The sequence below is a fragment of the Pseudomonas sp. TE24901 genome (assembly GCF_054058375.1).
The window spans coordinates 100,453-125,859 of record NZ_JBSSAF010000018.1 but is presented as its reverse complement, the minus strand read 5'-3'; the positions used below and the strand labels follow the sequence as shown (position 1 = coordinate 125,859).

Sequence of the window (25,407 nt, the reverse complement as noted above, 5' to 3'; positions counted from 1 at the left end):
TCCATGAACCCACGTATTGCGCTGTCCTGCTTGTCCCTCGCCCTGCTCGCCTCTACCGCCCATGCCGCGCCCACGCTGTACCTGGGCATGAACGGCGGCACCATGGAACGGGTGTACGCCGACAAGGTGCTGCCCGCATTCGAAAAGGCCAACAACGTCAAGGTGGTGATCGTGCCCGGCACCTCGTCGGACATCCTCGCCAAGGTCCAGGCCAACAAAGAAAACCCGCAGATGCATGTGATGTTCCTTGACGACGGCATCATGTACCGCGCCATCTCCATGGGCCTGTGCGACAAGCTCACGCCGAACCCGACTCTCGACCAGATCCCGGCCAAAGCGAAGATCAAGGAAGAGGCCGTGGCCGTGACCCTCGGCGTGACGGGCCTTGGCTACAACGCGAAGATGTTCAAGGAAAAAGGCTGGGCAGCGCCGACCTCGTGGATGGACCTGGCCGACCCGCGCTTCAAGGACAAGGTGGTGTTCCAGTCCCTGGCGTCGTCCACCTTCGGCTTGCACGGTTTCCTGATGTTCAACCGTATCCAGGGCGGCGACGAAACGAACGTGGAGCCGGGCTTCAAGGCCTGGCCAAAAACCATCGGGCCGAATGTGCTGGAATACATCGCCAGCTCGGCGAAGATCTCCGAAATGGTGCAAACCGACGAGGCGGCGATCTTCCCGCTGACGCCGACCCAGGTCACCACTCAGCAACTGTTGGGTGTGCCGATGGAATATGCGCAACCCAAGGAAGGCGCGGTGGTGCTGAACGTGGCCGAATGCGTGATTGCGCGCAACGACCAGCCGGAACTGGCGCAGAAACTCGCCGCCTTCCTGCTGACCGCCGAAGCCCAGGCGCCGGCGCTGGAGGAAGGCGACCAGATCCCGTCGAACCCGACCACGCCGACCACCGACAAAACCCGCGCGCGGGTGGAAGCGATGCAGGGTTACTTGCAGACGGCGATTTCGATCGACTGGGACAAAGTGAACCTGGCGCGGCCGGAATGGAATGCGCGATGGAGCCGCTCGATCGAACGCTAATCACACGCCCCTGTGGGAGCTGGCTTGCCTGCGATGCTCGTTAACGATAACGCGGGCATTCTGGAGAAACGCGGCGCCGTTGCGATTATCGCCGGCAAGCCGGCGCCTACAGGGGGGTGATGGGTAGCGCGCGTTTGTGGGCGGTCTTCAGGTAGGCTTGCTCCACGATGTGGCGTACCCGCTCGCTCACCGGTTCGCCCATGAGGTACGCGTCGATCTCGGCATACGAGCAACCATAGGCATGTTCATCCAGCTTGCCCGGCACCAGCTCTTCCAGGTCGGCGGTGGGGTGTTTGTGCACCAGGTTGTCCGGCGCCCCCAGGGCCGTGGCCAGCAGGCGCACCTGGGTCTTGGTCAGGCCCGACAGTGGCGCCAGGTCACAAGCACCGTCACCGAATTTGGTGAAGAACCCCATCAAGGCTTCGGCGCCGTGGTCGGTGCCGACCACCAGGCCGTTGTGCAGGTTGGCCACGGCGTACTGGGCGATCATCCGCGCACGGGCCTTGACGTTGCCTTTGATGAAGTCGACATGGGCCGCGCTGGCTTCGCTGGCGGTGAGACTGGCCATCAGGCCGTCGACACTGGCGGCGATGTTCAGGGTATCGACCTGGTCCGGGGTGATGAAACCCAGGGAAGCCTGGGCGTCGCGCTCGTCGGCCTGGGTCTTGTAGGGCAGGCGCATGGCGATGAAGTGCGCGGCATACCCTTCGCTGCGCAATTGCTCGGCGGCCAGTTGGCACAGGCGGCCAGCGGTGAGGGAATCGACGCCGCCGCTGATACCCAGCACCAGGGCCTTGCCGCCCGAACTGCGCAAGGTGGCCTTAATGAAGTCGATGCGCCGTTGAATTTCCTTGGCTTCACCGCCTTTGACCAACTGCCGATTGATGTTCAGTTCCTGTGCGATACGGTCTTGCATGTCACACCTCCACATTGCCCACATTGAACACCTGTGCTGCGTACTGCAAAAACGAGGCGTCTTCGCAGACGTTCTTGACCGGGTCATCCGAGAACTTCACCACCGGCTCGCCGTGCACCCGCACCAGTTTCATCACGATGCTCAACGGTTCCACGCCTTCCACATCGCAGGCCAGGCTGGTGCCCATGCCGAAGCCGAACTTGGCCTTGCCGCGCACGTGACGCAGGATCGGCAGGCATTTTTCGAAGTTCAGGCCGTCGGAAAACATCAGGTCCTTGGTCATCGGGTCGATGCCCAGCTGCTTGTAGCGGGCCAATACCTTATCGGCCCAGGCGATGGGGTCGCCGGAGTCTTGGCGCAGGCCGTCATACAGCTTGGCGAAGTACAGGTCGAAGTCCTTGAGGAAAAAGTCGGTGCTGATGCAGTCGGTCAGGGCAATGCCCAGGCGGCCACGGTATTCACGCACCCAGTTTTCCAGCGCGGCGTTCTGACTTTCGCGCAAGCGCCCCAGTTGCTGGTGCACCATCAGCCATTGGTGGGCCATGGTGCCGATCAGCGGCAGGTCGAACTCATAGGCCAGGTGCGCGTTGCTGGTGCCGACGAATTGGCCGGGGAAGTCACGGCGCATGATGTCGACCACTTCACGTTGGGCCTTGAACGACAAGCGCCGGCGTGTGGAGAAATCGGAAACACGCAGGTCGGCCAACTCGTCGCGGCTGAGGTTTTTCTGCAGCCAGTCGAACTTCTGGTAGAGCTTGCGGGTGACGTCTTCCAGGGTCACGTCGGGGTACTTGTCGCGGTTGCGCAGCTCGCTCACCAGGGCCAGCACCGGCTGCTCGAACATGATGCAGTGCAGCATCGGTCCGACCACGCGGATGTTGAGTTGGCCGTCGACTTCACTGACGTGGATGTAACGCAGGTTGAAGCGGAACAGGCCGAGGAAACGCTCGTAGTCCGGGGTGAGGTATTCGCGAAAACGTGGGTTGAACAGAAAACGCAGCTCGCCTTCGCGCATGTGCAGGCCGGCCATCCTCTCCAGCTCGGCGCGCAGTTCTGGGATCAGGTGGCCGAGCTTTTCCTTGGAACGGACGATGAAGTTGTACTCGACATCGACGTTCGGGTGCTGGTGCAACACGGCCTGCATCATGGTGAAGGTGTAGTAGTCGGTGTCGAGCAAACCCTGGATCACCGGGGCTTCGTAGTCGTAGGCACTTTCCATGGTGTGTCTCCTTAACGCGTGGCCATCGCGGCCAGTTCTTCGCGGGTGCTGCTGATGACGGCACCGGCCTTGAGCAAATCGTTGACGGCCTGCACACCGCCCTCCTCGCTGATACCCCGGCAGGCCGGCAGGTGCAGGATCACCTCGAAGCCCGCCTTGAGCAGTTGCAACGCGGTGGTCTTGACGCAGTAGTCCAGGGCCAGGCCGCCGACGATCACCCGACTCACGCCTTTGGCGTTGAGGTACTCGATGACGCCAGTGGAGAGTTTGTCGTGCAGGTCGTGGTAGCAGGCGCCATAGGGGTGCAGGTCGGGTTCGACGCCTTTCCAGATGAAGTAGTCGTACTCATAGGGCGTGGGCAGCTCGTCGAGCAAGGTGAAACCCTCGGTGCCCGGTACGCAGTGGCTCACCCAGGTCACGTCGGCGTGGGCCAGGCCAGTGGCTTGCAGCATGTCGCTGTGTTGCGACACCACCCAAGGCGCGTGTGGGGTGTGGGCGTCCTTGCTGCCGACGCGGTGGCCGGCCAGGCTGGCCATGTAGTTGAGTTCGGCACCAATCTGGTCACCGCCGGCCACCGGCAACTCGTTGGGGCACAGGGGCGTGAAGCTCTTCTGGGCGTCGACGTCGAATGAGGCAATGGCAGTTTTCGCAAGGGTCATGATGGTTCTCCTGTGGCCTGGAAACAAAAGTACACGTCATGTACTTTCATTGCAAGAAACATTTGGTTATCTATGCTGGAGCGAGTACATGACATATCTGCTCGATCCGTTAGACTGTGCCCCGCCACTGCTCACAAGGACTGCCCGATGCCCCTTCACGCCTACCTCCACACCGTCGACCTGTGCGTGCTGTTCTACTGCCGCGCCACGGGCGAGCTGAAACTGCTGCTCAACAAGCGCGACGCCGAACCCTTCGCCGGGCATTGGGCGCTGCCAGGCGTGGTGGTCAATGGCGACGTGCAAGATCTGAGCCTCAAGGATGCGGTGGAACGGTTGCGCGCCAGTGACAAGGTCGGCCTGGAACTGGCCTGGAGCGAGCAAGTGGGCACGGTGGGGGATGCGTTTCGCGACCCACGCTGCTGGTCATCGTCGACCTATTACCTGGCAATCGTCGCCGACGAGGTGGCGCTGGGAGAGCACCAAGCCTGGTTTTCCCTGGATGACGTGGCGGATGGCAGCCTCAAGCTGCCATTCGATCACAACCTGATCGTGGCGGCCGTGCAGGAGCGGCTGCTGTCCAAATCGCTGTACAGCAGCTTGCCGCTGATGTTTCTGGGTGAGGAGTTCAGTGCACCGGAGGCGACCGCGATCTTTTCGTTGGTGCTGGCGCGGCCGGTGTTGAAGACCAGTATTCGCCAGCGGTTGTTGAAGCTGACCGAGGCGGGGTATTTGCGGGAGACGGGGCGTAAAAAGCACGGTGACGGTGGCCGGCCGCAGGCGACGGTGGCGGCGCTGAAACCGGGTGAGATCTACTTCTTCGATCGCAGTTTCGCCGAGTAACGCGATTTAAAAACACCGAAGATCACCTGTGGGAGCGGGCTTGCTCGCGAATGCGGTGTAACAGTCCCAGATTCAGCGACTGACACTACGCATTCGCGAGCAAGCCCGCTCCCACATTTTTGATCGACGTACGGTATTAGTTCATCCAATTGCCGCCATCGACGTTGTAGGTCTGGGCGACCACGTAGTCGGCGTCCTTCGAGGCGAGGAAGATCGCCATGCCGGTCAAGTCCTCTGCCGTGCCCATGCGCCCGAACGGCACCTCGGCCCCTACCCGTTTCTTCTTCTCGCCAGGCGCCAGGCCTTCATGCTTGGCGAACAGTGCATCCACCCCGTCCCAATGTTCGCCGTCGACCACGCCGGGAGCGATGGCGTTGACGTTGATGCCCTGCTTGATGAGGTTGAGCCCCGCCGATTGCGTGAGGCTGATCACCGCCGCCTTGGTCGCGCAGTAGATCGCCACCAACGGTTCGCCCCGGCGCCCGGCCTGGCTGGCCATGTTGATGATCTTGCCGCCGTGGCCCTGGCTGATCATCTGCCGCGCGGCCGCCTGCAGGGTGAACAACGTGCCGGCAACGTTGATCGAAAACAGCCGCTCATAGCTGTCGCGGGTGATGTCGACGATGGGCGCCAGGTCGAACAGCGCGGCATTGTTGATCAGGATATCCAGCTTGCCCGCGTGGGCCACCACGGCGGCAATTGCGCCGTCGATGGAGGCTTGGTCGGTCACATCCATCGCGACGGCATACGCCTTGGGGCCCAGTTCAGTGGCGGTGGCCTGGGCCCGTTGCAGGTTGATATCGGCGATGGCAACGGTGGCGCCTTCAGCGATATAGGCCTGGGCAAAGGCGCGGCCGATGCCGCGCGCCGACCCGGTGATCAACGCGCTTTTACCTTCCAGTCGTTTCATGACGTTCGTGTCCTTGGGAATTATTTGGGGTAGCCGGCGCGTTTCATCTCGCGTTCGGTGGTGGACTGGGCTTCGAGCAACGCCTGGTCAACCGACATGCCACCGGTGAGCGCCGCCGAAAACAGCTTGCCCACCGACGTGCCGATCGCCTGGAATTCAGGGATGGTCACGTATTGAATGCCCACGTACGGCACCGGCTTGGCCGACGGGTGTGCAGGGTCGGCGTGCTTCATCATTTCCAGGGTTACCTGAGCAAACGGCGCGGCCTTCAAGTACGCGTCGCTGTAGGTGGACTGGCGGGTGCCTGGCGGTACGTTGGTGATGCCTTCTTTATCGGCGACCAGTTGGATGTAGTCCTTCGATGTTGCCCAGGTAATGAACGCCTTGGCCGCCTCCTTGTGCTTGGAGGTGGCTGGAATGGCCAGGGACCAGGCGTACAGCCAGGACGAGCCCTTGTCGGTAACCTCGGTGGGCGCGGCGGCGAAACCAACGCTGTCGGCGACCTTGCTCTGGCTCTTGTCGGTGGTGAAGGAGCCGGCGACGCTGGCATCGACCCAGATCGCGCATTTGCCGCTGTTGAACAGCGCCAGGGTTTCGTTGAAGCCGTTGCTGGAGACGCCAGGCGGGCCGTATTTTTTCAGGGTGTTGACGTAATAGTTGGCGGCGGCCGTCCACTCGGGGCTGGTCAGCTCGGGCTTCCACTGCTCGTCGAACCAGCGCGCGCCAAAGGCGTTGGCCATGGTGCTGAGCAAGGCGATGTTCTCACCCCAGCCGGCCTTGCCCCGCAGGCACATGCCGTATTGGTCTTTGTCTTTTGCCGTGAGCTTGGCGGCGAATTCGCCGAGCTGGGTCCAGGTCGGGTGCGCGGGCATGCTCAGGCCGGCCTGCTTGAACAGGTCGGTGCGGTAATAGGTGACGGTGCTTTCGCCATAGAACGGCAAGGCATACAGGGTGCTATTGACCGACAGGCCCTGGCGTACCGAAGGGAAAATATCATCAGCGTCGTACGCGGCCGGCAGTTGCGTCAGCGGTTCCAGCCAGTGCTTGGCGCCCCATAGCGGGGTTTCGTAGGTGCCGATGGTCAGCACGTCGAACTGCCCGCCCTGGGTGGCGATGTCGGTGGTGAGGCGTTGGCGCAGCACGTTTTCTTCCAGCACCACCCAGTTGAGCTTGATGTCCGGGTGCTGTTCTTCGAACACCTTAGACAGGCGCTGCATGCGGATCATATCGCTGTTGTTGACCGTGGCGATGGTCACGGTGTCGGCGGCGTGGCTGGGCATGGCCAGCGCCAGGCCGGAAAGCAGGAACAACGCTTGCGGCAGCTTGCCTTTGCAGATCTGGAACATGGCGGTTTCCACCTGTTGTTTTTGTTGTCGAGGCCTGATTACAGCAGCTTGCCCACCCCCTCACAAACGAATGGCGAATGCCCGACTGATACTTTTTTAACTTCGCGGCACGGATCAAAAAAGTATCAGTGCCGGGCGAAACCGAGGGTAGCGCTTACCCGTGCGGGGCGCGTATGTTGAAGCGAGTCCACGCCCACCCAGAGGCCGCATCATGCCTGTCAGCCGCGCCCAGCTGTTCGAGCACCGCCCTGCCGAACTCGAAGTGATCCTGCCCGAGCCGGACCACTGTTTCCGCTGGTTCGAACACGACTACCCCTTTGATCTGGCGCGCTGGAACCATCACCCCGAATTCGAAATCCACCTGATCCGCCAAGGCAGCGGCAAGCTGGTGGCCGGCGACTACATCGGCGCCTTCAGTGCCGGGCATGTGGCGTTGATCGGCCCGGACCTGCCCCATGACTGGATCGGCGACCTGGCTCCCGGCGAGTACCTGACCGGCCGCGACGTGGTGCTGCAATTCGACGGCGCCGCCCTCCTCGCCCTGCGCAAGACCCTGCCGGAACTCGGCGATTTGCAGCAATTGTTCGAAACCGCCCGGCGCGGCCTGGAATTCAGCGGCGACACCGCCGTACAGGCGGCGCAGTTGATGGAAGCCATCGGCAAGGCCCACGGCCTGCAACGGCTGATCCTGTTCCTGCAATTGCTGAACACCCTGAAGAACGCCCCCGCGCAGCACGTCCAGGCACTCGCCAGCCCCTGCTACGCGCCGACCCTGGACGCGCGCAGCGCCGAGCGGATCAACAAAGCCTTTGATTACCTGATGCGTGAACTCACCGGCGACTTGCGCCTGTCGGTCATCGCCCAACAGTTGGAGATGAGCGAACCGGGGTTTTCGCGCTTCTTCAAGCGCAACACCGGCCACGGCTTTATCGACCTGATGCGCAAGTTCCGCGTGCAACGCGCCTGCCGGCTGTTGCTGCAAAGCGATATGTCGGTGGCGGACATCTGCTTTGAAGTGGGCTACGCCAACCTGTCCAATTTCAACCGGCACTTTCGCATCGAGATGAACCAGACGCCGAGCGAATACCGGCGCGAAACCGCGATGCACCTGTTCAATCGCATCGAAAAAATGACACCCAGTCATTTCTGATCAAAAGGTCGACTAATCCCCATTTTTTTCAAGCTGATCAACCGATTGAGAGAAGTTGGTACAGCCTGTGCAAACGTTTGCGGAACGAACTTGGCAACCAGGTTCACCTTTACCCGAAGAATCGGGTTCAAACCGCGTACGAATAGGGATTTTCAATGCACCCCACCTCAAGGCGTCCTGCTTCCCTTGGTGTTTCTTTGCTACTGGCCGCCGTTACGGGAGTACTCAGCGCCCCCCTTTTGGCGCAGCAAACACCCATCGATGACTCAGCACAGGGCGAAACCCTGAGCCCCGACACGAAAAACCCTGAAGCCAGCCCGGCGAAAAAAGGCGTCTATCTGTCGGAATGGTTCAACCAGGACCTCACATTGATCGGCAGCAAGGACATCAGCTTCGGCCCCAAGCCCCAGGATGATGTCTACCTGGAATACGAGTACTTCGGCCGCAAGGGGCCGTTCGAGTTGTACGGCTACATCGATGTGCCGAAGATCCTCGGCATCGGTAACAGTAATGACAAAGGCGTGTGGGACCATGGCTCGCCGGTGTTCATGGAACACGAGCCGCGCATCTCCATCGACTACCTGGCGGGCCGCAGCCTGGCGATCGGGCCGTTCAAGGAATGGTATGTGGCGTTCGACTGGATCTACGACCACGGCAGCAACAAGGCCAACCGCGCCAACACCTTGTACAGCGGCCTGGGCACCGACATCGACACCCACTCGAGGGTCAACCTGTCGGCGAACTTCTATGGCCGTTACCAGTGGGAAAACTATGGCGCCAGCAACGAGTATTCGTGGGATGGCTACCGCGCGCAGATGAAGTACATCGTGCCCATCAGCAGCTTCGACAACGGCGCCTCGCTGACCTACATCGGCTTCACTAACTACGATTTTGGCTCGGACCTGCACAAGGACAATCCGGCGCGTACCGCCAACTCCGTGGTGGCCACCAACGTGCTGCTGTACTCGTTCACCCACCTGCGTTTTACCCTGGTCGGCCGTTACTTCCATAACGGCGGCAATTGGGAGGATGGCAGCGAGTTGAATTTCGGCGAGGGCAACTTCCGCGCCCGTTCCGACGGCTGGGGTTACTACGCCGGCGTGGGTTACCAATTCTGATCAAGGAGCTTTACATGAACGTGTTTACCCGTCTCTCGATTGCCGTGGGCCTGGCCCTGCTGGCCCCTGCGGTGTTGGCCGATACGCCGGCGCCGATCAAGCCCAAAGTGATGCTGATCACCATGTTCGCCCCCGAGGCGCAAACCTGGATCGATCGCCTGGAACTCAAGCGGGAAGTCCGTGTGCCGGGCTTGTCCGCCGAATACCCGGTGATTCGCTGCAACACCCAGGACGTGTGCCTGCTGGTGACCGGTATGGGCCAGACCAATGCCGCCGCATCCACCCTGGCGCTGGCCTTGTCGCCCAAGTTCGACCTGCGCCAGAGTTATTTCTTGATCGCCGGGATCGCGGGTATCAGCCCTAAACACGGCACTATCGGCACAGCCGCGTGGGCCCATTACCTGGTGGAATTCGGCACCCAGTGGGAGCTGGATTCTCGGGACGCGCCAAAGGACTGGCCGACCGGCTACATCGGCATCAACACCAAGGGGCCCAACGAAAAACCACCTTTGGACTACAAGACCGAAGTGTTTGAGCTCAACCCCAAGTTGCAGGCCAAGGCATTTGCCCTGTCGCAGAAAGTCGAACTGACCGAAAGCAAGGAATCCAGCGCCTGGCGCAAGCACTACCCGGCGGCACCGGCCAACCAGCCGCCACAGGTCACCCGCTGCGACACCCTGGCAGGTAATACCTGGTTCTCCGGCACACGCCTGAGCGAGCGCGCCGAAGTCTGGACCAAGCTGCTGACGGACAACAAGGGCGAATACTGCACCACCCAGCAGGAAGACAACTCCACCTATGAAGCCCTGCTGCGTGCCAGCCGTGAAGGTTTGGTGGATATCCAGCGCCTGGCGGTGGTGCGCGCCGGCTCCGACTTCGACCGGCCGTACCCTGGCTACAGCGAAGTGGACAACCTGCTGAAATACGCAGACCAGGGCGGCTTTGTACCGGCGCTGGAGAACCTGTACCGCACAGGCAACCCGCTGGTGCAGGCGATTCTGAAGAACTGGTCGGCCTGGGAAAAAGGCGTCCCCGAGGCCTAGTGAAGATCAAACTGTGGGAGCGGGCTTGCTCGCGAATGCGGTCTATCAGTAACAGATTCAGTGACTGGCACTGCGCATTCGCGAGCAAGCCCGCTCCCACCGTATTGACTGTATCAAGGCAGGAAGATGATCTTGTCCGCACTGCCGCTTTTCACGTCCTCATAGCACTGCAAACCGTCGGCCAGCGCCACTTCGCGCAGGCCGCTCGGCAGGGGCAGCAAGCCCTCGTCAAAGAAGCCGCCGAACTGCTCCAGCATCACTGCGCACTGCTGGCAGTTGTAGAGCAATGAATTGATCCCCACCACCGAACCACCCTTGCGGTACAGGGCCAGCGCCGGCAATTGCACGTGACCGTCGACCGGCGCGGCGATGATTGCGATACGCCCGAACGGCGCCAAGCCAGCGACCGCCGCCGGCAGCCAGAAACCGGTGGTGTCGAAGATCACATCGGCGCCGCCCTTGAACACTGCACTCACCTGCGCGCCCAACGCGTCCGGCTCACCCAGGGTGATCGCGTCAAAGCCTTGCGCCTTCAGCACCTGGACCTGATCCGCCTTGCGCACTGCGCCCAGCACTTCGGCACCGAGGATCTTGGCCAGCGCCAACGCTGCGCTGCCCACCGCCCCGTTCGCGCCGATCACCAGCAACCGCGTGCCTTGGGTGACACCACTGCGCGCCAGGGCATCCCAGGCGGTGGTGTACGGCACGCCAAGGCTGGCGGCCTGGGCAAAGCTCAGGTGGGTCGGTTTATGCGCCACGCCTTCGGCGGCCACCGCGAGGTATTGGGCGTGGGAACCGTCGGCAAAAAAACCGAGGTCGCGGCCAGTGCCCCAGACTTCCTGGCCGATCAGTGCTTGCGGGCCGTCCACCACAACGCCAGCAAAGTCACGCCCGGGAATGCGCGGCAGCGTGGTGTAAGGGAAGCGGCCAAGTACGTTTTTCACATCGCTGGGGTTCAGGCCGGCCGCCTTGACCTGCACCAGTACCTCACCGGCAGCGGGCACCGGGGTGGCGACGTCGACAAAGCGCAGGGAAGAAAGGTCGCCGGTGGCGGAAAATTGCAGTGCTTTCATGGCCAATATCCATCGAAAGGAGGGAAGGAATTCAGGACAACCAACCGCTGACCAGCTGCCGGCCCACGGGCCAGAGCTTTTCGCCCAGCAGCATGCCCATCAGGCCCACCAGGGCGATGGCGGGTGGCGCGGGCGAACGGAAATCCAGGGCACCGTAGATCACGCCGACCAATAGGCCGATGGCGAGGGAAATCAGGTAGTTCATGGGGGTCATGCCAGTTGGGTGGATGGGCTCAGTGTAGAGAGCCCATTGCTGAAGGATCGGCCAAGTGCTTCAGGATTTCGGCCAAACCCTCAACCCACGTACTGCGAAGGCGCCACGCCGAGCGCGCGACGGAACATGTCGCTGAAACTGCTGGGCGAGTACCCCAGGGAGCGGGCGATGCCGCTGACGGACTGGCCCTGGATCAGCTCCGCCACCGCCGTGGCCAGTTGCACCTGGCGGCGCCACTCGGCAAAGCCCATGCCCAGGTGGGTCTGGAACAGGCGCGACAAGGTGCGCACGCTGGCACCGGCAGCTTCGGCGTGCTGTTCGAACGGGATCTCCAGGGACGGCGCCGCCATCACCGCCTGGCAGGCATTCACCAGTCGCCGGTCGGCCTCCACTGGCATGGCGATGCGGATCTGCGAACGGCGCGCCCGTTGCAGCTCCAACAGGGCCAGGCTGACCACCGCGTCGTAATACGCCGGCTCGCCGTTATCGCCCTGATCGACCAGGGTGACGATCAGCTCGCGCAACAACCCACCCACCTCGATCACCTGCACCTGGCTGTCCAGCGTCGCCGCCAACGCCGGGCGCAGGTAGATATTGCGCATCTGCAGGTCCGAGACCACGCGGATCCCATGCTCCACCCCCGGCGGTAGCCACACCGCACGCTGCGGCGGCACCACCAGGGCTTCGCGGGGCGTCTCGACCCACATCACCCCGCTCATGGCATACAGCAACTGGCCCCAATCGTGGCTGTGGGGTTCCACATACAACCCACGCGGGTAGGTGCGCGCCAACGGTTGCACGGGGACGGCGTGATCAGAGAGGTCAGGGGGTGCGGCCAGGGCCATGAAGAAGGCATCGATCAAGGGTGAGCGGCCATGGTAATGACCGCCACCGGATAATCCGAGCGGATTTTTACAGGTTTCAGCCGTGGGCCGACTTGGCGCACTCGCAGCCCGTCGCCGCAGCGCAGGGCTCGCCATGGGCATGGTGCTCGGCGCAGCCTTTGCAGCAATAGCCTTTACCGTCCTTCATCACCGCATTTTTGCCCAGTACGCACTTGCAATGGGGGCAGGCACAGGTTTTATCAGCCATGGTCAGACTCCTTTTTCATGGTCGTCCAGGCGCAGCGGGCGCCACACCTTAAGCAGTGACTATAGGCAAGCCATCAGGGTTCAGCGCCATTAATCGGCCAGACGGCTATTGCTGCGGTACATGAACACCAGCGCCAGCGCCAACAGCAGCATCGCCAGGAGACGGCTGCCCGACAGTTCGATGGCCGGGTTGCCCAGCCAGCCGAAATTATCGATCAGCATGCCCATGCCCAACTGCCCGACGATCACCGCCACCGTCGCCACGGCCGTGCCCACCACAGGCACCGCGCCGACCATCACCATCATGTACACCACGCCAAACAAGGCACCGGTGAGCTGCCATTTCGGCACGTCCAGCAGGCTGATGGCCTGGGCCGGTTCGAAGAAGAAAATCAGCAGTGCCGTGCTGATAGCACCCACCGCAAAGGTCAGCAAGCTGCTGCGCAATACGCCGACCGCCTGGCCCAAACGCCCGTTGATCGCGGCTTGCACGCTCAAGACAGCACCCGCTGCGATCACCAGCACCAACAACAGAATCAGATTCATCGCCTTACCCTCGTGCAATCAGAACAAGTGCCGCCACAATCAACGCCAGGGCAACCCAACGCTCGCCATTGACCCGCTTGCGCTGGGTGCCGAACCAGCCGAAGTGGTCGATCAGCACACTCTTGCCCACCTGCCCCGACAGGATCGCGATCATGGTCATCGCAATGCCGATGTGCGGCGTGGCGAGGGTCAACACCACCACGTACATCGGCCCCAGGAACCCGCCGATCAACTGCCAGCGTGGCAAGTCGGTCAACGCCGGGCCTTTTTGCGGGCCGCTGAACAGCAGCAACAGAAACAAAATCGCCGAACCGACGCCGAAAATGCTCAGGGTTGCCCATAAGTGGCCTACCTGCACACCCAACGGACCGAGCAGCCCGGCCTCTACTGACAGGCCCATGCCCGCCAAGATCACCAGCGGCAACAACAGCAGCCGCAACAGGTTTTTTTTCGGCGTGGCCGAAGCCACACCCGCCATGGAACTCGCTTGCATACATCACCTGCGCATCAAAGAAAGGAAACATGGCGCGCATTATCCGGTGGCCGTGCTGTGCGATAAATGGGAGCATGCCGACAACACCTTTGCGCAAAGCGCACAGCCTGGAGAGCATGATGCAAGGCTTGAATGAATTGAGTTTCAAGGCGCTTCGACTGTTTGTCGCGGTACTCGACCACGGCAGCTTTTCTGAGGTCGCGCGCCGCGAGAGCCTGGCGCCCTCCTCCATCTCCCGGCAGATCCAGTTGATGGAACAAGCGCTCGGCCAACAGTTGCTGTACCGCCACACCCGCGCCGTGAGCCCCACCGAAGCCGGCCGCGTGCTCGGGCGCCATGCGCGCTTGATGCTCGAGCAACTGGAAAGCGCCAGCCAGGCCTTGCAGGAACAGGAGCGCGAGCCCAGCGGCCTGGTGCGCATCAACGCGCCGATGGTGTTTGGCCAGCGCCACTTGTCGCCATGGTTGGGCGAACTGTGCCGGCGCTACCCGAAGTTGCAGCTGGATATCCAGCAGACCGACACCTACGTCGACCCACTGCAAGACGGTACCGACCTGCTGTTTCGCATCGGCGTGCTCAACGACTCCAGCATGCAGGCGCGCATCTTCGCCCCCCAACGCTTTCGCATCGCCGCAAGCCCGGCTTACCTGGCCCGGCATGGCACACCCCGGCACCCCGACGAGCTGGCCCACCACCAATGCCTGGCCTACAAAGGCATCACCGGCCAGCAACGCTGGTTCTTCCGCCGTGACCAGGGTGACTGGACCCCGTATAGCGTGAAAGGCCCCATCACCGGCAACCACGCCGACACCCTCACCCACGCCGCCGAACAAGGCCTGGGGCTGGTGGTGTTTCCGTCCTGGCTGATCGGCGAAGGCCTGCGCGCGGGCACCTTGCAGGCGGTGCTGACCGAATACGAAGTGGCGACCACCCTGGAGCCGCAGCAGATCGCCGCGCTATGGCCGGGCAGCCGCCGGCTGTCGCTGAAGGTGCGCACGGTGATTGATTATTTCGTGGAGTGTTTTGGGACGGTGCCGTATTGGGATCGGTGAGCCAGTCAAACGATCAAAACACCCACTGCCCAATCAACCAGGCATTCGCCCCACTGATCACCGCGAACAAAAACCACGCCAACAGCTTCGTGGGCCAGCGATTCACGAACGGCCCCATCAATCGCTCGTCACCGGTCATGCGGATCAACGGGTACAGCGCAAACGGCAGCTGCAGGCTGAGCACGACCTGGCTGAGGATCAGCAGTTTGCCAATCGCGTCGTCGCCCATCAGCCATACGCCGAGGAACGCCGGGATCAGCGCCAGCCCGCGGGTAATGAGACGGCGTTGCCAGCAGGGAATCCGCAGGTTGAGGTAGCCCTCCATGATCACCTGGCCGGCGATGGTGCCGGTGAAGGTGGAGCTTTGCCCGGAGGCGAGCAAGGCGATGCCGAACAGGATGCTGGCGAACGCGCCGCCCACCAGGGGATCGAGCAAGTGGTAGGCATCCTGGATCTCGACCACATCGGCATGGCCGGTGTTGTGGAAGGCGGCTGCGGCGAGCACCAGGATCGCAGCGTTGACCAGCAACGCCAGGGCCAGGGAGCCGATGGTATCGATCCGTGCCAGCTTGACGGCGTCCCGCTTGCTGGCCAGGTCCTTGCCGATCAGGCGGGTTTGCACGACCGAGGTGTGCAGGTAAAGGTTATGGGGCATCACCGTGGCACCCAGAATACCGATGGCCAGGTACAGCGGCGCAGCATCGCTGATGGCCGACAAGGATGGCGCAAAGCCGCTGAGCACGTCCGGCCAGTACGGCTTGATCAGCACCAGTTCAATGAAGAAACACACGCCGATGGTCGCCACCAGCGCCAGCATGATTGCCTCCAGGCGACGGAAGCCACGGTTTTGCAGGGCCAGGATCAGCAACGTGTCGAAGGCGGTAATGACGATGCCAGTGGTCAGCGAGACGCCCAGCAGCAGGTGAAACGCCAGGGCACAGCCCAGTACCTCGGCCAGGTCGGTGGCGATGATCGAGATTTCCGCCAACACCCATTGGGTGCGGGCCGAGCGCTGGCTGTAGCGTTCGCGCGACAGTTGCGCCAGGTCCTTGCCGGTGGCGATGCCCAACCGTGAACACAGGCACTGCACCGCCATGCCCGCCAGGCTGGCCAGCAACACCACGAACAACAGGCTGTAGCCGTAGCGTGAACCCGCCTCGATGGCGGTGGCCCAGTTGCCGGGGTCCATGTAGCCGATGGAGATCAACAGGCCGGGGCCGGCGAACATCAGCATCCGCTTGAAAAACGAAGCCTTGGGGTCGACGGCGACGGAGCCGGCCACTTCCGGCGGGCAGAACGGGGCGGTAGCGATTTTCGGCAGGCTGAATTTCACGCGGTATCCCAGGCAAACACACAAGACAGGGAAACAGCTTATCAGTCAGACGCGACCGTGCGCATCACCGTGTCCCGGGGCAGGTCAAACGCCTCCACCACTTGCACCACCAGGTCCATCTCCTGGTTCAACGCCTCGCGCTCCATGCGTTGGCGAATAACACCCACCACCAGCACCGCCAGGGTGGTGATCGAGTAGGCTGGGCCGGAAAACGCCCGCACACCACTCACCAGCAACATCGCCGCCGCCAGGGCCTGGCCCACCACCGGAATGGCCGTAGCCGCCCCGCGCCGCAGCATGAACCCGGTGAGTCCCGCCAGGGCCGTGCCGCTCAAGGCGGTTGTCGCCGAACGGCCCACGTCGAAACGATTGAACACACCCTGCTCTTTCTGCGCCGCCGCCTTCAGCTCCGCGTCGAAGGCCTGGCGGTCGGCGCGGTTGAGTTTGTCCTTGTATTGCTCGATGAGTGTTTCCGCGACCTGTGCCTCGATGTCTGCGAGCGCGACGCTGTCGAGCGGCTCATCGAACTTGATGCCCAGCCGCTGCGCCACATCTTCGGCGATCTGCCGATAACTCACGCCATGGCCACGGGCCAGGTTCATGAACGTGTCGCCGCCCATGCGCTGCAACTCGATCGCCAGCTTCAACGGTTCGCGCACGCTGGCATCAATCGACGCACTGCGCTTATGCGCCATCAGCTCGGCGAGAAACTTCAGTTCTTCGGGGCGGGCCTGCACCAGTGCCGGGAACAACTCCACGTCCTCCTCGGCAAACCGCACTTCGACACTGCGTTGATCAGAGCGAATCAGGCCGCGACGTTCCTGCAGCAGGTCGGTGTATTGCACCACCGTCTTCAACTGCGGCCAGTACGCGGCATGGTCGAAGGTGGCCAGGTGCACATTGGTCACCTTGGCCTTGAGCGCCGGGGTCAGCGGGATCGCATAACGGCCGATGCAGCGCTCGGTGTCCGGTTTCATCGCCAGCGCCCAGTCCTTGCTGGAATGGCAGTTGATCACGCGCCCCTTGAGCGGCGCAGACACCTCGTCCCAAGGGCTCGACGTACAAATCGCACCGCCCATCAACAGCAGATTGTTCAACGGCAGCTCACGGGCGATATCCGGACGAGCCAGCACACTCTTGACCAGGATGCGCGCGCCCAGGGAGTGCCCGATCAGGTTGATGCGCCGCACTGGCAATGCTTCGGCGTGCAGGTAACCCGCCAGCTCGGGCAACAGGGTCTTGGCCACTTCATCGACACGCGCCTCGACACTTTTGTAGTGGTCGAGAAAATACGCGATGGCCTTGCCCACGCCCACGGTGGCCGCGCCCAGGCCTCCACCGCCGAGTATCGAACCTATCACCTCCTTGAACGGGGCAAACAGGTTCTCCAGGAAATGCCCCGCCGGCCAGAACAGCATCAGGTTGGTCGAGCCTTCGATGCTCGCCAATTGGTCCTTGAAGCTGCCCAGTTGCTGGCGGTTGAAAAAGGCCGAGTAACCGTGAACGTAGAGATTGAGCACATCCCCCTGGGGCTCGCCACACAATACAAAGGTGGGCTTGCGGGTGCGGTGCATTTCATCCCACTGGTGTTGCATGGGCCGGTGACTCCTGGTGACGATGGAGGGCGATACTACCAAAGCGCGGCCGCAAAAGAGGTGAATCCTGACCGACGTGTTGAAGATTCAGAACAACGCGGCCGCCTTCGACTTGGCCAGGTAGCGCGCCGGCGACTCGCCCAGGTTGCGCCGGAACACCGAGGTAAAGGCGCTGGAACTGCTGAACCCCAACTCCAACGCCACCGCCGTGATGGAAGCGCCATGGCTCAGGCGTGCCGTGGCCTCCAACAGGCAGACCTGTTGGCGCCAGGCCACGAAAGTCATGCCGGTGCTTTCGAGAAAATGACGGGTGAAGGTGCGCCGGCTCATATTCGACCAGGCGGCCATTTCATCCAGTGAGATGGTTTGCGTGGGTGCCTCCAGAAAGCGCTGGCAGGCCTGGGCCAGGCGTGGTTCGCCGGGCAGCGGCGCACTCAGGGGCAGCTCGGGCATGGCGCCCATTTCGTCGATCAACAGCGTCAGCACACAGCGCTGTCGCTCACTGGCAGGCGCCGACGGCTCGAATGCCAGCGCCGCTTCCAGCAGATGGCGCAGCAGTGGCGATACCTCGAAGACCTGGCAACGCGCCTGCAAACCGGCGCGCTCGGTGGCCTGGTCGTCGAGGTAAGTGTTGAGCATCACCACCTCACCACGCATGTGCATCTCATGGGGCACGCCGGCGGGCACCCAGATCGCCCGCTGCGGCGGGACCACCCAGTTGCCGAGGTCGGTGAACATCTTCAGTGCGCCGGTGGAGGCATACGCAAACTGGCCACGCGGGTGGGTGTGCCGTGGGAAGACGGTACCGCACGGGTATTCACGCAGGGTGACCAGCGCTTCGGGAACATGGGCATCAAAGGTCGGAATCATGGCCCGATAATGTCAAAGCATGGCCCGACATAGCAAGCGGGCCATCCGGCAGCGCCCTAACCTGTGGGCAATCGAACAGCCCTGCCTGCCCCAAGGATTTCCCATGCACAAGAAACACCTCGCTCTGGCCGTACTCGTCACGCTGATCTGGGGCTTGAACTTTCCCATCACAACACTGGGCCTGCGCTCGATCGACCCCTTTGTGCTCACGGGCATCCGCTTTGCCCTCGCCGCCTTGCCCCTGGTGTTCTTCATCAAGCGCCCCCGCGTCAACTTCGGCTATGTCGCCGCCTACGGCGTGATCTTCGGCCTGGGCATGTGGGGCGTGATCAATTACGGCATCCAGGTCGGCGTCAGCCCGGGCATTGCTTCGCTGATCATTCAGCTCAGCGTGTTTTTCACCCTGGGCTGGGGCTGCGTGTTGTTCAACGAAAAAATTCGCGGCACCCAGTGGGTGGGCGCCCTGCTCGCGCTGATTGGACTGGGCGGCATCATCGCCACACAGCAGGGTGAGCATGCGGTGCTGGGGGTCATGATGATCGTGTTCAGCGCCCTCGCCTGGAGCGTGGGCAACGTGATCATCAAGCAATCGGGGGTCAAGGAGATCTTCTCGTTCATGGTGTGGGCCAGCCTGTTTCCGCCGATCCCGCTGGGGCTCATGGCCTGGTGGCTACACGGCAGCGCGTCGTTCGCCCAGGTGCAGGCCAGCCTTGACCTGACCGCCGTGCTGTCGATCCTGTTCCAGGTGTACCTGGCCACGCACGTGGCCTACTGGGGCTGGAATTCGCTGCTCAAGGCCTACCCGGTGTCCACCGTAGCGCCGCTGTCGCTGCTGATTCCCGTGTTCGGCATCGCCAGTTCCGTGTTGATCCTCGGCGAACAGGTCAGCACCGTCGAGTGGATCGCCATCGCTATCATCATCACCGGCCTGGGCGTCGGCCTTTACCGCAAGCCGGCTCCGCGCGTGGCGCCCGATTGTGCACACCGATAGACAGTCATGGCAGAAAACCGGGATTTTTCCGCTGCTGCGTGTTCACTAGGATTCACCGGGTCTTCCATTGACTCGAGGTCACCCCATGAGCACGCCCGAATTCTTTGTCACCCCAGGTTATGGCGATTACATGCGCGAGCACCTGCACTATTCCCAGGCGGTGAAAGTCGGCAATCGCATTGAAACCTCAGGCCAGGGAGGCTGGGACGATGAGTTCCAGATCCCCACCGACCTGGCCGAAGAAATCGCCCAGGCCTTCCACAACCTGGAGCGAACCCTCGCCAGCGCAGGCGCCGGTTGGGAGCATGTGATTCACGTCAACTCCTACCACGTCGGCGGCTTCCCGCCTGAAGTCAACGAGGCAATGGTCAAGCAGTACCGCCGCTACATGCCAAACCATGCGCCCATCTGGACCCAGGTCGGCGTCGACGCCTTGGGGCTGCCGACCATGCGCGTGGAGATCCGGGTGACGGCCATTATTCCTTGACGCCGAAGGTGCGGATCACCCACTCGGTAAACACCTTGAGCCGCGCGCTCTGATGACGATTGGGCGGGTAAAGGATGTGCAGCGGCGTGGCCGGGCGTGACCAGTCCGGCAACACGCTGATCAGTTGGCCCGCATCGATGTAGTACTGCACGATCGATGTGAAATGTTGCCCGACGCCCAGCCCGGCAAGCAGCATTTCCTTGAGCCCGTTGCCTTCGTTGGTCGAGAACGCGCAATCGCCCACCTCAATGCGCTGCTCACCCTTCTCGAAGATCAGGGGTTCAGGCTTGCCGGAACCTGCAAAAAAATACCCTGCCCGCAGGTGGTTCTGCTCCAGGTCCTGGGGCGAAATCGGCAGGCCACGGCGCTGCAGATAGCTGGGCGCGGCGCAGGTCAGGTATTCCAGGTCGGCCACCTTGCGCCCGATCATCCCCATGTCCTCCAGCTTGCCGGCCCGGATCACACAGTCGGCCCCCTCCCCGACGATGTTCACCGCTCGGTCACTGATCCCCAGGGCAACCGTGATATCAGGGTACTCGCGATGAAAATCCACCAGCGCCGGAATCAACAGGCAATTGGCAAACGACGCCGGCGCATCCACCCGCAGATGCCCACGGGGCGTGAGGACCTGTCCACGGGCCAGGCTGTCCACCTCATCCAGCTCGGCCACCAGCCGCCGTGCATGCCCGTAGTACTCCAGCCCTTCGGCGGTGGGTGCCAAGGTGCGGGTGGTGCGGTGCATCAGCTTGATGCCCAGGTGTTGTTCCAGGTCGGTGATCAGCTTGCTGACCGTGGAACGTGGCAGCGCCAACTGGTCGGACGCCCGGCTGAAAGAGCCGGTGTCGACGACACGGACGAAGGCACGCATGGCGAGGAGTTGGTTCACGGGGGCGATTCCGCGGATGGAGAGTGACGGTTATTGTCCACCAAGTTGCACAATACCGACAGAACGCCAGGCAACAAAAAGCCCGGCACTCAGGCCGGGCTCCTGCCCATCACGGTTGCGCCTCTAGCAGGCGAAGTTGTCGATCCTGACCTGGCCATCCGGAAACGTTGCGATAATTTCCAGCTCCCCTCCCATCGCGCGGATGTAATCACGCAAGGTGCTGATGTACATGTCAGTGCGACGCTCCATCTTGGAGACTGCCGCCTGGTTGATGTTCAGCGCTTTGGCCAGGCTCTCCTGGCTCAACTGCTGCGCCTTGCGCAGTTCATGCAACGGCATTTCCTTCAGGTGCTGACGCAGTATTTGCTCGGCATCGGCGCGCGCCTCAGGCGTCATGCACGCTTGAAGGTCAGCGAATTTTTTAGCCATGGTTACGGCCCTCTTTACGCAATGTTTCCAAATGCACGTCATACAGCTTTTCTGCCATGGGAACGTGCACGTCGTACCAACGGTGCTGTGCAGTTTTATCGCCGCCAATCAACAGAACGGCACACCGCCTGGAATCGAATGCATACAACACCCGAAAAGGCCGACCTGCATGCTGTACGCGCAACTCGCGCAAGTTGCCATGTCGAGTGCCCTTGATATCGCTGCTATGGGGAAAACGCAGGCCCGGCCCAAAAATCCCAAGCAGGTCAACGCTGGCAGATACCGACGATTGCTCCCGTGCATCAAGACCGCCCCACCAGTCTCCGAATTCATCCGTGTATTCAATGTCCCAGACCATGCAAATATGCCACCCAAGGAATATAAACTCAAGGGCATAACTTTAGGATCACCGCGGCCTCTGTCGCCACCCAGGTTCCTAGGCAAATTGTTTGTACATTCTTCAGCACGCACCTGCTTCCGCAATCCCGGTGCTTGTAGGGTTCATTGAATAGGATTCAAAAAATTCCAAAAAAAAACCGCCCTTCCGGGCGGCTTAAGGAACTCGGCTTTGATCAGAAACCGAGGTAGAAATTGACAGTGACAACAACAGATCCTGTGTGCCAAAACGGTAGTCGACCCTCGAAAACGTCATTGAATTAAATGGTATTAATACTTTCGTAAATGCCCAGCAGAAATGGGATTCCACCCCACACCCATCGCTGCACGCGGCAAAAATACAATTTTTCGAAATGTAAAAAGCGCTCTAATAGCCCCTGTTTTGATCCGCTTCAACGATCCTGGAGTTCGCAATGCCCCATGAAGGCAACCTGTTACAAGCAGCCGTGGTGTTCCTGCTCGCCGCCGTGCTGACCGTGCCCCTGGCCAAACGCCTGCAGCTGGGCGCGGTGCTGGGCTATCTGTTCGCCGGTGTGATCATCGGCCCGTCGGTGCTGGGCCTGGTGGGCAACCCGCAAAGTGTCGCGCAGTTCTCCGAGCTGGGCGTGGTGTTGCTGCTGTTCATCATAGGCCTGGAGCTGTCGCCCAAGCGGCTATGGGTGATGCGCAAGGCGGTGTTTGGCGTCGGCCTGGCCCAGGTGCTGCTCACCGGCCTGGTGATGGGCGTGGTGGCGCTGTGGCTGTTTGGCCAATCGTGGAACAGTGCCATCGTGCTCGGCCTGGGCCTGGCACTGTCGTCCACCGCGTTTGGCCTGCAAAGCCTGGCCGAGCGCAAGGAGCTCAACCAGCCCCACGGCCGCCTGGCCTTCGCGATCCTGCTGTTCCAGGACATCGCCGCCATCCCCTTGATCGCCATGGTGCCGCTGCTGGCGGGCAGCGATCACCCGACCACAGAGGCCCAAGGCTTGCAGCATGTGCTGCAGATTCTCGGCAGCATCGCGGTGGTGATCATCGGCGGGCGCTATCTGTTGCGGCCGGTGTTTCGCATCGTGGCCAAGACCGGCCTGCGTGAAGTGTCCACCGCCACCGCGCTGCTGGTGGTGATCGGCACCGCCTGGCTGATGGAACTGGTGGGTGTGTCCATGGCCCTGGGCGCATTCCTCGCCGGCCTGCTGCTGGCAGACTCTGAATACCGCCACGAGCTGGAATCCCAGATCGAACCGTTCAAGGGCCTGCTGCTGGGGCTGTTCTTCATCAGCGTGGGCATGGGCGCCAACCTCAGCCTGCTGCTCAGTGCGCCGCTGGTGGTGATCGGCCTGACCCTGCTGCTGATCGGCCTGAAGCTGCCCCTGCTGTACGCCGTGGGCCGGCTGGTGGGCGACCTCAACCGCGAAAGCGCGCTGCGCCTGGGCGTAGTGCTGGCGGCGGGCGGTGAGTTTGCCTTCGTGGTGTTCAAGATCGGCCGCGACCAGGGCCTGTTCGACCCTCACCTGTACGACGTGCTGGTGCTGACCATCACCCTGTCCATGGCGGTGACGCCACTGCTGTTGCTGGTGTGCCCCAAGCTGTTCAAGCCCAAGGCCAAGCCGGTGGAAGTGCCCGAGGAATACCGCACCATCGAAAGCGATGCGCCCCGCGTGGTGATCGCCGGCATGGGTCGCATGGGCCAGATCGTCGCGCGAATTCTGCGTGCGCAAAACATCTCGTTCATCGCCCTGGACACCTCGGTGGAAACCATCGAGCTGACCCGCAGTTTCGGCGGCATGCCGGTGTTCTATGGCGACCCGCAACGCCCTGAGATCCTGCATGCGGCCAAGGTCGACCAGGCGGAATTCTTCGTGATCGCCATGGACGACCCGGAGATCAACATCAAGACGGCGGAGCTGGTGCGCAACCTCTACCCGCACATGAAGATCATCGCCCGCGCCCGCAACCGCCAGCACGTTCACCGCCTGGTGGACCTGGACGCATCACCGGTGCGCGAAACCTTCTACTCCAGCCTGGAAATGAGCCGCCGCACCCTGGTCGGCCTCGGCTTGACCCAGGCCCAGGCCGATGCACGCATCACCCGCTTCAAGAACCACGACCTGCAAGTGCTGGCCGCCCAGCACGCGGTATACGACGACGCGGCCAAGGTGATGCAAACCGCCCAGGAAGCCCGGACAGAACTGGCGCGGCTGTTTGAGATGGACCGGCTTGAGGAGGAGTCCGACAAGGTGTGAGGCAGCAGATGAACGATATTGCGAATTTTCTGACAGAATACGCCGCAATTTCGTTCATCTCTGGAGCGCTACATGGCCACCCTCACCAAGACCGCCGCCCTGCTGGCCCTCGCGCTCAGTGCAAGCGTTGCCTTCGCGGCCAGCAAACCCGCACCACAGAAAGCCGACACGCAAACCATCTCGACCTTGGGCGGCAAGTTCACCTTCAAGCTGCCCAAGGCGTATGTGGCCGACACGCTGCCCACCGGCAAGGCCGAAGACGGCACTGCTGACACCCAGGGCACGCTGTACGCCAACCAGACCACCAAAAGCGTGGTGATCGTCGCCGAAACCGCGCGTAAAGATGGGGTCACCATCCAGGACAACGACACCCAGTTCCTCGATGGCGCCGTGGCCGGGTTTATCAAGGACCAAAGTGCCGCCCTGCCCGACTTCAAGAAACAAGGCGAAAAGAAGCTGACCTTCAAGGGCCTGGGCCTGCGCCAGGTCGACAGCACCGCCACCCAGGGCGGCGGCAAGACGCTGAACTCCACGTTCCTCGGCGGTTCGGGGAATCACCTGCTGGTGATCCAGGCCATTTCCCGTGGGGATGATGTGAAGGGGCATGCGGAGTTGGTGAAGCAGATTACCGGCGGTAAATAACCCCGCTACGTACAACACAAATCGAATGTGGGAGCGGGCTTGCTCGCGAATGCGGTGTACCCGTCACAGAAAGGTTGACTGATCCAGCGCATTCGCGAGCAAGCCCGCTCCCACATTTTTTGACCGCGTTTATTTCAGGCTTTTTTCCAGCCAGGCTTTCAAATCCTGCACTTCGGCTTCACTCACGGTATGCGGCATGCCCGGGTAACCGTGAAACTCCGGCTTCAACCCCAACCCCGTCAACACCTCGTTCGCCCGCGTGGCCGACGCATAGGGCAGCGCCTGGTCCAGCGTGCCGTGCCCGATGAAGATCGCCAGCGCAGCCAACGCGTCATTCGGTTTCAGCTCGGCCTTGAGCACTGGCAGCACACTGCCACTGAGCGCCGCGATCCCGCGTACCCGCTCCGGCTGACGCAAGCCCACCTCGTAGGACATGATCGCGCCCTGGCTGAAGCCCACCAGGAATACCCGATCGGGCCGGGTGTGGTACTTGGCCGTGGCCTTGCCGATAAAGTCTTCGATCAATTTTGCACTGCGCTGCAGGTCGGCCGTTTCGCCGTTGTACTCAGCTTCACCCTGGGTCTTGGTAAACCAGCGATAACCCTGGGGGTCTACTGGCATGGGTGCCCGTGCCGAAAGGTAAGTCCAAGTGGACGGCAGCGAATCCTTGATGCCAAACAGGTCTTCCTCGTTGCTGCCAAACCCGTGCAGGAAAATCACCAACGGCTGGTTGCGTGCATCGGTCTGGGTCTGTTCCAGGTACGCCAACGGCAAGTCGGTGTGCAGCGAATCGTCAGCATGAGCAGCGCCGGCCACCAGGGTCAGTGCCAGGGCAAACAGTTTGAGCATGG

The 25,407-nt window shown here is 62.0% G+C and carries 29 protein-coding genes; 11 read left to right on the top strand and 18 right to left on the bottom strand.

The window, feature by feature from the left end; all coding sequences use genetic code 11:
• Nucleotides 1-3 precede the first annotated feature (3 nt).
• A complete protein-coding gene (locus ACVWVP_RS27900) occupies nt 4-1,035 on the top strand; it encodes an ABC transporter substrate-binding protein (RefSeq protein ID WP_457409205.1) in 1,032 nt (343 codons plus the stop codon).
• Between the two features lie 106 nt (nt 1,036-1,141).
• Here ACVWVP_RS27900 and nadE read toward each other — a convergent pair whose 3' ends face one another.
• The 3 genes from nadE to ACVWVP_RS27885 are packed head-to-tail and all read right to left on the bottom strand — an operon-like array spanning nt 1,142 to nt 3,829.
• The gene (gene nadE, locus ACVWVP_RS27895; RefSeq protein WP_457409203.1) at nt 1,142-1,951 is read right to left on the bottom strand and encodes an ammonia-dependent NAD(+) synthetase; all 810 of its coding nucleotides are present in this window, start codon (nt 1,949-1,951) and stop codon (nt 1,142-1,144) included.
• 1 nt (nt 1,952) lies between these two features.
• On the bottom strand, nt 1,953-3,170 hold the full coding sequence (pncB, locus tag ACVWVP_RS27890) for a nicotinate phosphoribosyltransferase (protein WP_178919737.1): 1,218 nt from the start codon (nt 3,168-3,170) through the stop codon (nt 1,953-1,955).
• 11 nt (nt 3,171-3,181) lie between these two features.
• The gene (locus ACVWVP_RS27885; protein WP_178919736.1) at nt 3,182-3,829 is read right to left on the bottom strand and encodes a nicotinamidase; all 648 of its coding nucleotides are present in this window, start codon (nt 3,827-3,829) and stop codon (nt 3,182-3,184) included.
• A 147-nt stretch (nt 3,830-3,976) separates the two neighbouring features.
• Between ACVWVP_RS27885 and ACVWVP_RS27880 the strand changes: the two genes are divergently transcribed.
• Nucleotides 3,977-4,669, top strand: a complete 693-nt coding sequence (locus ACVWVP_RS27880; RefSeq protein WP_178919735.1) for an NUDIX hydrolase — start codon at nt 3,977-3,979, stop codon at nt 4,667-4,669.
• Between the two features lie 136 nt (nt 4,670-4,805).
• Here the strand turns inward: ACVWVP_RS27880 and ACVWVP_RS27875 are convergent, their stop codons facing one another.
• Entirely contained in the window at nt 4,806-5,579 is a 774-nt protein-coding gene (locus ACVWVP_RS27875; protein ID WP_457409201.1) for an L-iditol 2-dehydrogenase, read from the bottom strand.
• Between the two features lie 20 nt (nt 5,580-5,599).
• Nucleotides 5,600-6,859 carry an ABC transporter substrate-binding protein gene (locus tag ACVWVP_RS27870; RefSeq protein WP_457409222.1) on the bottom strand — a complete coding sequence of 420 codons (1,260 nt, stop codon included), beginning with the start codon at nt 6,857-6,859 and terminating at the stop codon, nt 5,600-5,602.
• A 277-nt stretch (nt 6,860-7,136) separates the two neighbouring features.
• On the opposite strand from ACVWVP_RS27870, the gene ACVWVP_RS27865 reads away from it, so the two are divergent.
• From ACVWVP_RS27865 to ACVWVP_RS27855, 3 genes are all read left to right on the top strand, one after another.
• Complete coding sequence (locus tag ACVWVP_RS27865) at nt 7,137-8,075, top strand: AraC family transcriptional regulator (protein ID WP_178919732.1); 939 nt, start codon at nt 7,137-7,139, stop codon at nt 8,073-8,075.
• 155 nt (nt 8,076-8,230) lie between these two features.
• The gene (locus tag ACVWVP_RS27860) at nt 8,231-9,193 is read left to right on the top strand and encodes a nucleoside-specific channel-forming protein Tsx (protein ID WP_178919731.1); all 963 of its coding nucleotides are present in this window, start codon (nt 8,231-8,233) and stop codon (nt 9,191-9,193) included.
• Nucleotides 9,194-9,207: 14 nt separating this feature from the next.
• A complete protein-coding gene (locus ACVWVP_RS27855) occupies nt 9,208-10,236 on the top strand; it encodes a purine-nucleoside phosphorylase (protein WP_176996557.1) in 1,029 nt (342 codons plus the stop codon).
• Between the two features lie 113 nt (nt 10,237-10,349).
• Here ACVWVP_RS27855 and ACVWVP_RS27850 read toward each other — a convergent pair whose 3' ends face one another.
• The 6 genes from ACVWVP_RS27850 to ACVWVP_RS27825 all read right to left on the bottom strand — a co-directional run bounded on the left by ACVWVP_RS27850 (nt 10,350) and on the right by ACVWVP_RS27825 (nt 13,653).
• Nucleotides 10,350-11,309 carry a quinone oxidoreductase family protein gene (locus ACVWVP_RS27850; protein WP_457409197.1) on the bottom strand — a complete coding sequence of 320 codons (960 nt, stop codon included), beginning with the start codon at nt 11,307-11,309 and terminating at the stop codon, nt 10,350-10,352.
• A 31-nt stretch (nt 11,310-11,340) separates the two neighbouring features.
• On the bottom strand, nt 11,341-11,514 hold the full coding sequence (locus tag ACVWVP_RS27845; protein ID WP_176996559.1) for a DUF1427 family protein: 174 nt from the start codon (nt 11,512-11,514) through the stop codon (nt 11,341-11,343).
• Nucleotides 11,515-11,603: 89 nt separating this feature from the next.
• Nucleotides 11,604-12,368 (bottom strand): AraC family transcriptional regulator, encoded by a 765-nt coding sequence (locus ACVWVP_RS27840; RefSeq protein WP_457409220.1) that lies wholly within the window; start codon nt 12,366-12,368, stop codon nt 11,604-11,606.
• 76 nt (nt 12,369-12,444) lie between these two features.
• Nucleotides 12,445-12,615, bottom strand: a complete 171-nt coding sequence (locus tag ACVWVP_RS27835) for a metallothionein (RefSeq protein ID WP_178919728.1) — start codon at nt 12,613-12,615, stop codon at nt 12,445-12,447.
• A gap of 89 nt (nt 12,616-12,704) precedes the next feature.
• Nucleotides 12,705-13,160, bottom strand: a complete 456-nt coding sequence (locus ACVWVP_RS27830; RefSeq protein WP_178919727.1) for a DMT family transporter — start codon at nt 13,158-13,160, stop codon at nt 12,705-12,707.
• 4 nt (nt 13,161-13,164) lie between these two features.
• Nucleotides 13,165-13,653, bottom strand: coding sequence for a DMT family transporter (locus ACVWVP_RS27825; RefSeq protein ID WP_259175674.1), 489 nt, complete (start codon nt 13,651-13,653; stop codon nt 13,165-13,167).
• On the opposite strand from ACVWVP_RS27825, the gene ACVWVP_RS27820 reads away from it, so the two are divergent.
• Both ACVWVP_RS27820 and ACVWVP_RS27815 read left to right on the top strand, forming a co-directional pair.
• Nucleotides 13,559-13,789: a hypothetical protein gene (locus tag ACVWVP_RS27820; protein WP_457409223.1), complete on the top strand. Its 231-nt coding sequence runs from the start codon at nt 13,559-13,561 to the stop codon at nt 13,787-13,789. The two genes, ACVWVP_RS27825 and ACVWVP_RS27820, sit on opposite strands and share 95 nt — an antisense overlap.
• Nucleotides 13,773-14,705 (top strand): LysR family transcriptional regulator, encoded by a 933-nt coding sequence (locus ACVWVP_RS27815; RefSeq protein WP_176996563.1) that lies wholly within the window; start codon nt 13,773-13,775, stop codon nt 14,703-14,705. The genes ACVWVP_RS27820 and ACVWVP_RS27815 overlap by 17 nt, the downstream gene beginning before the upstream one ends.
• A 13-nt stretch (nt 14,706-14,718) precedes the next feature.
• Here the strand turns inward: ACVWVP_RS27815 and ACVWVP_RS27810 are convergent, their stop codons facing one another.
• The 3 genes from ACVWVP_RS27810 to ACVWVP_RS27800 all read right to left on the bottom strand — a co-directional run bounded on the left by ACVWVP_RS27810 (nt 14,719) and on the right by ACVWVP_RS27800 (nt 18,503).
• Nucleotides 14,719-16,038: an Nramp family divalent metal transporter gene (locus tag ACVWVP_RS27810; protein WP_259175673.1), complete on the bottom strand. Its 1,320-nt coding sequence runs from the start codon at nt 16,036-16,038 to the stop codon at nt 14,719-14,721.
• 41 nt (nt 16,039-16,079) lie between these two features.
• On the bottom strand, nt 16,080-17,633 hold the full coding sequence (locus tag ACVWVP_RS27805; protein WP_457409194.1) for a DUF726 domain-containing protein: 1,554 nt from the start codon (nt 17,631-17,633) through the stop codon (nt 16,080-16,082).
• An 87-nt stretch (nt 17,634-17,720) separates the two neighbouring features.
• Nucleotides 17,721-18,503 (bottom strand): AraC family transcriptional regulator, encoded by a 783-nt coding sequence (locus ACVWVP_RS27800; protein ID WP_259175671.1) that lies wholly within the window; start codon nt 18,501-18,503, stop codon nt 17,721-17,723.
• 103 nt (nt 18,504-18,606) lie between these two features.
• Here ACVWVP_RS27800 and ACVWVP_RS27795 point away from each other — a divergent pair, with 103 nt between their 5' ends.
• Entirely contained in the window at nt 18,607-19,494 is an 888-nt protein-coding gene (locus tag ACVWVP_RS27795; protein WP_259175670.1) for an EamA family transporter, read from the top strand.
• Nucleotides 19,495-19,579: 85 nt separating this feature from the next.
• On the top strand, nt 19,580-19,981 hold the full coding sequence (locus tag ACVWVP_RS27790; RefSeq protein WP_259175667.1) for a RidA family protein: 402 nt from the start codon (nt 19,580-19,582) through the stop codon (nt 19,979-19,981).
• On the opposite strand, the gene ACVWVP_RS27785 is transcribed toward ACVWVP_RS27790, so the two are convergent.
• From ACVWVP_RS27785 to ACVWVP_RS27775, 3 genes are all read right to left on the bottom strand, one after another.
• Nucleotides 19,971-20,867 (bottom strand): LysR family transcriptional regulator, encoded by an 897-nt coding sequence (locus ACVWVP_RS27785; protein ID WP_457409191.1) that lies wholly within the window; start codon nt 20,865-20,867, stop codon nt 19,971-19,973. The genes ACVWVP_RS27790 and ACVWVP_RS27785 overlap by 11 nt on opposite strands.
• 123 nt (nt 20,868-20,990) lie before the next feature.
• Nucleotides 20,991-21,296 carry an XRE family transcriptional regulator gene (locus ACVWVP_RS27780; protein WP_178919720.1) on the bottom strand — a complete coding sequence of 102 codons (306 nt, stop codon included), beginning with the start codon at nt 21,294-21,296 and terminating at the stop codon, nt 20,991-20,993.
• Entirely contained in the window at nt 21,289-21,654 is a 366-nt protein-coding gene (locus ACVWVP_RS27775; RefSeq protein WP_457409190.1) for a type II toxin-antitoxin system RelE/ParE family toxin, read from the bottom strand. The genes ACVWVP_RS27780 and ACVWVP_RS27775 overlap by 8 nt, the downstream gene beginning before the upstream one ends.
• Nucleotides 21,655-22,105: 451 nt before the next feature.
• On the opposite strand from ACVWVP_RS27775, the gene ACVWVP_RS27770 reads away from it, so the two are divergent.
• Both ACVWVP_RS27770 and ACVWVP_RS27765 read left to right on the top strand, forming a co-directional pair.
• Nucleotides 22,106-23,914, top strand: coding sequence for a monovalent cation:proton antiporter-2 (CPA2) family protein (locus ACVWVP_RS27770; protein ID WP_457409189.1), 1,809 nt, complete (start codon nt 22,106-22,108; stop codon nt 23,912-23,914).
• A gap of 72 nt (nt 23,915-23,986) precedes the next feature.
• Nucleotides 23,987-24,556 carry a DcrB/PsbP domain-containing protein gene (locus tag ACVWVP_RS27765; RefSeq protein ID WP_178919717.1) on the top strand — a complete coding sequence of 190 codons (570 nt, stop codon included), beginning with the start codon at nt 23,987-23,989 and terminating at the stop codon, nt 24,554-24,556.
• A 129-nt stretch (nt 24,557-24,685) separates the two neighbouring features.
• Here the strand turns inward: ACVWVP_RS27765 and ACVWVP_RS27760 are convergent, their stop codons facing one another.
• Nucleotides 24,686-25,405: an alpha/beta hydrolase gene (locus ACVWVP_RS27760; protein WP_457409187.1), complete on the bottom strand. Its 720-nt coding sequence runs from the start codon at nt 25,403-25,405 to the stop codon at nt 24,686-24,688.
• Nucleotides 25,406-25,407 lie beyond the last annotated feature (2 nt).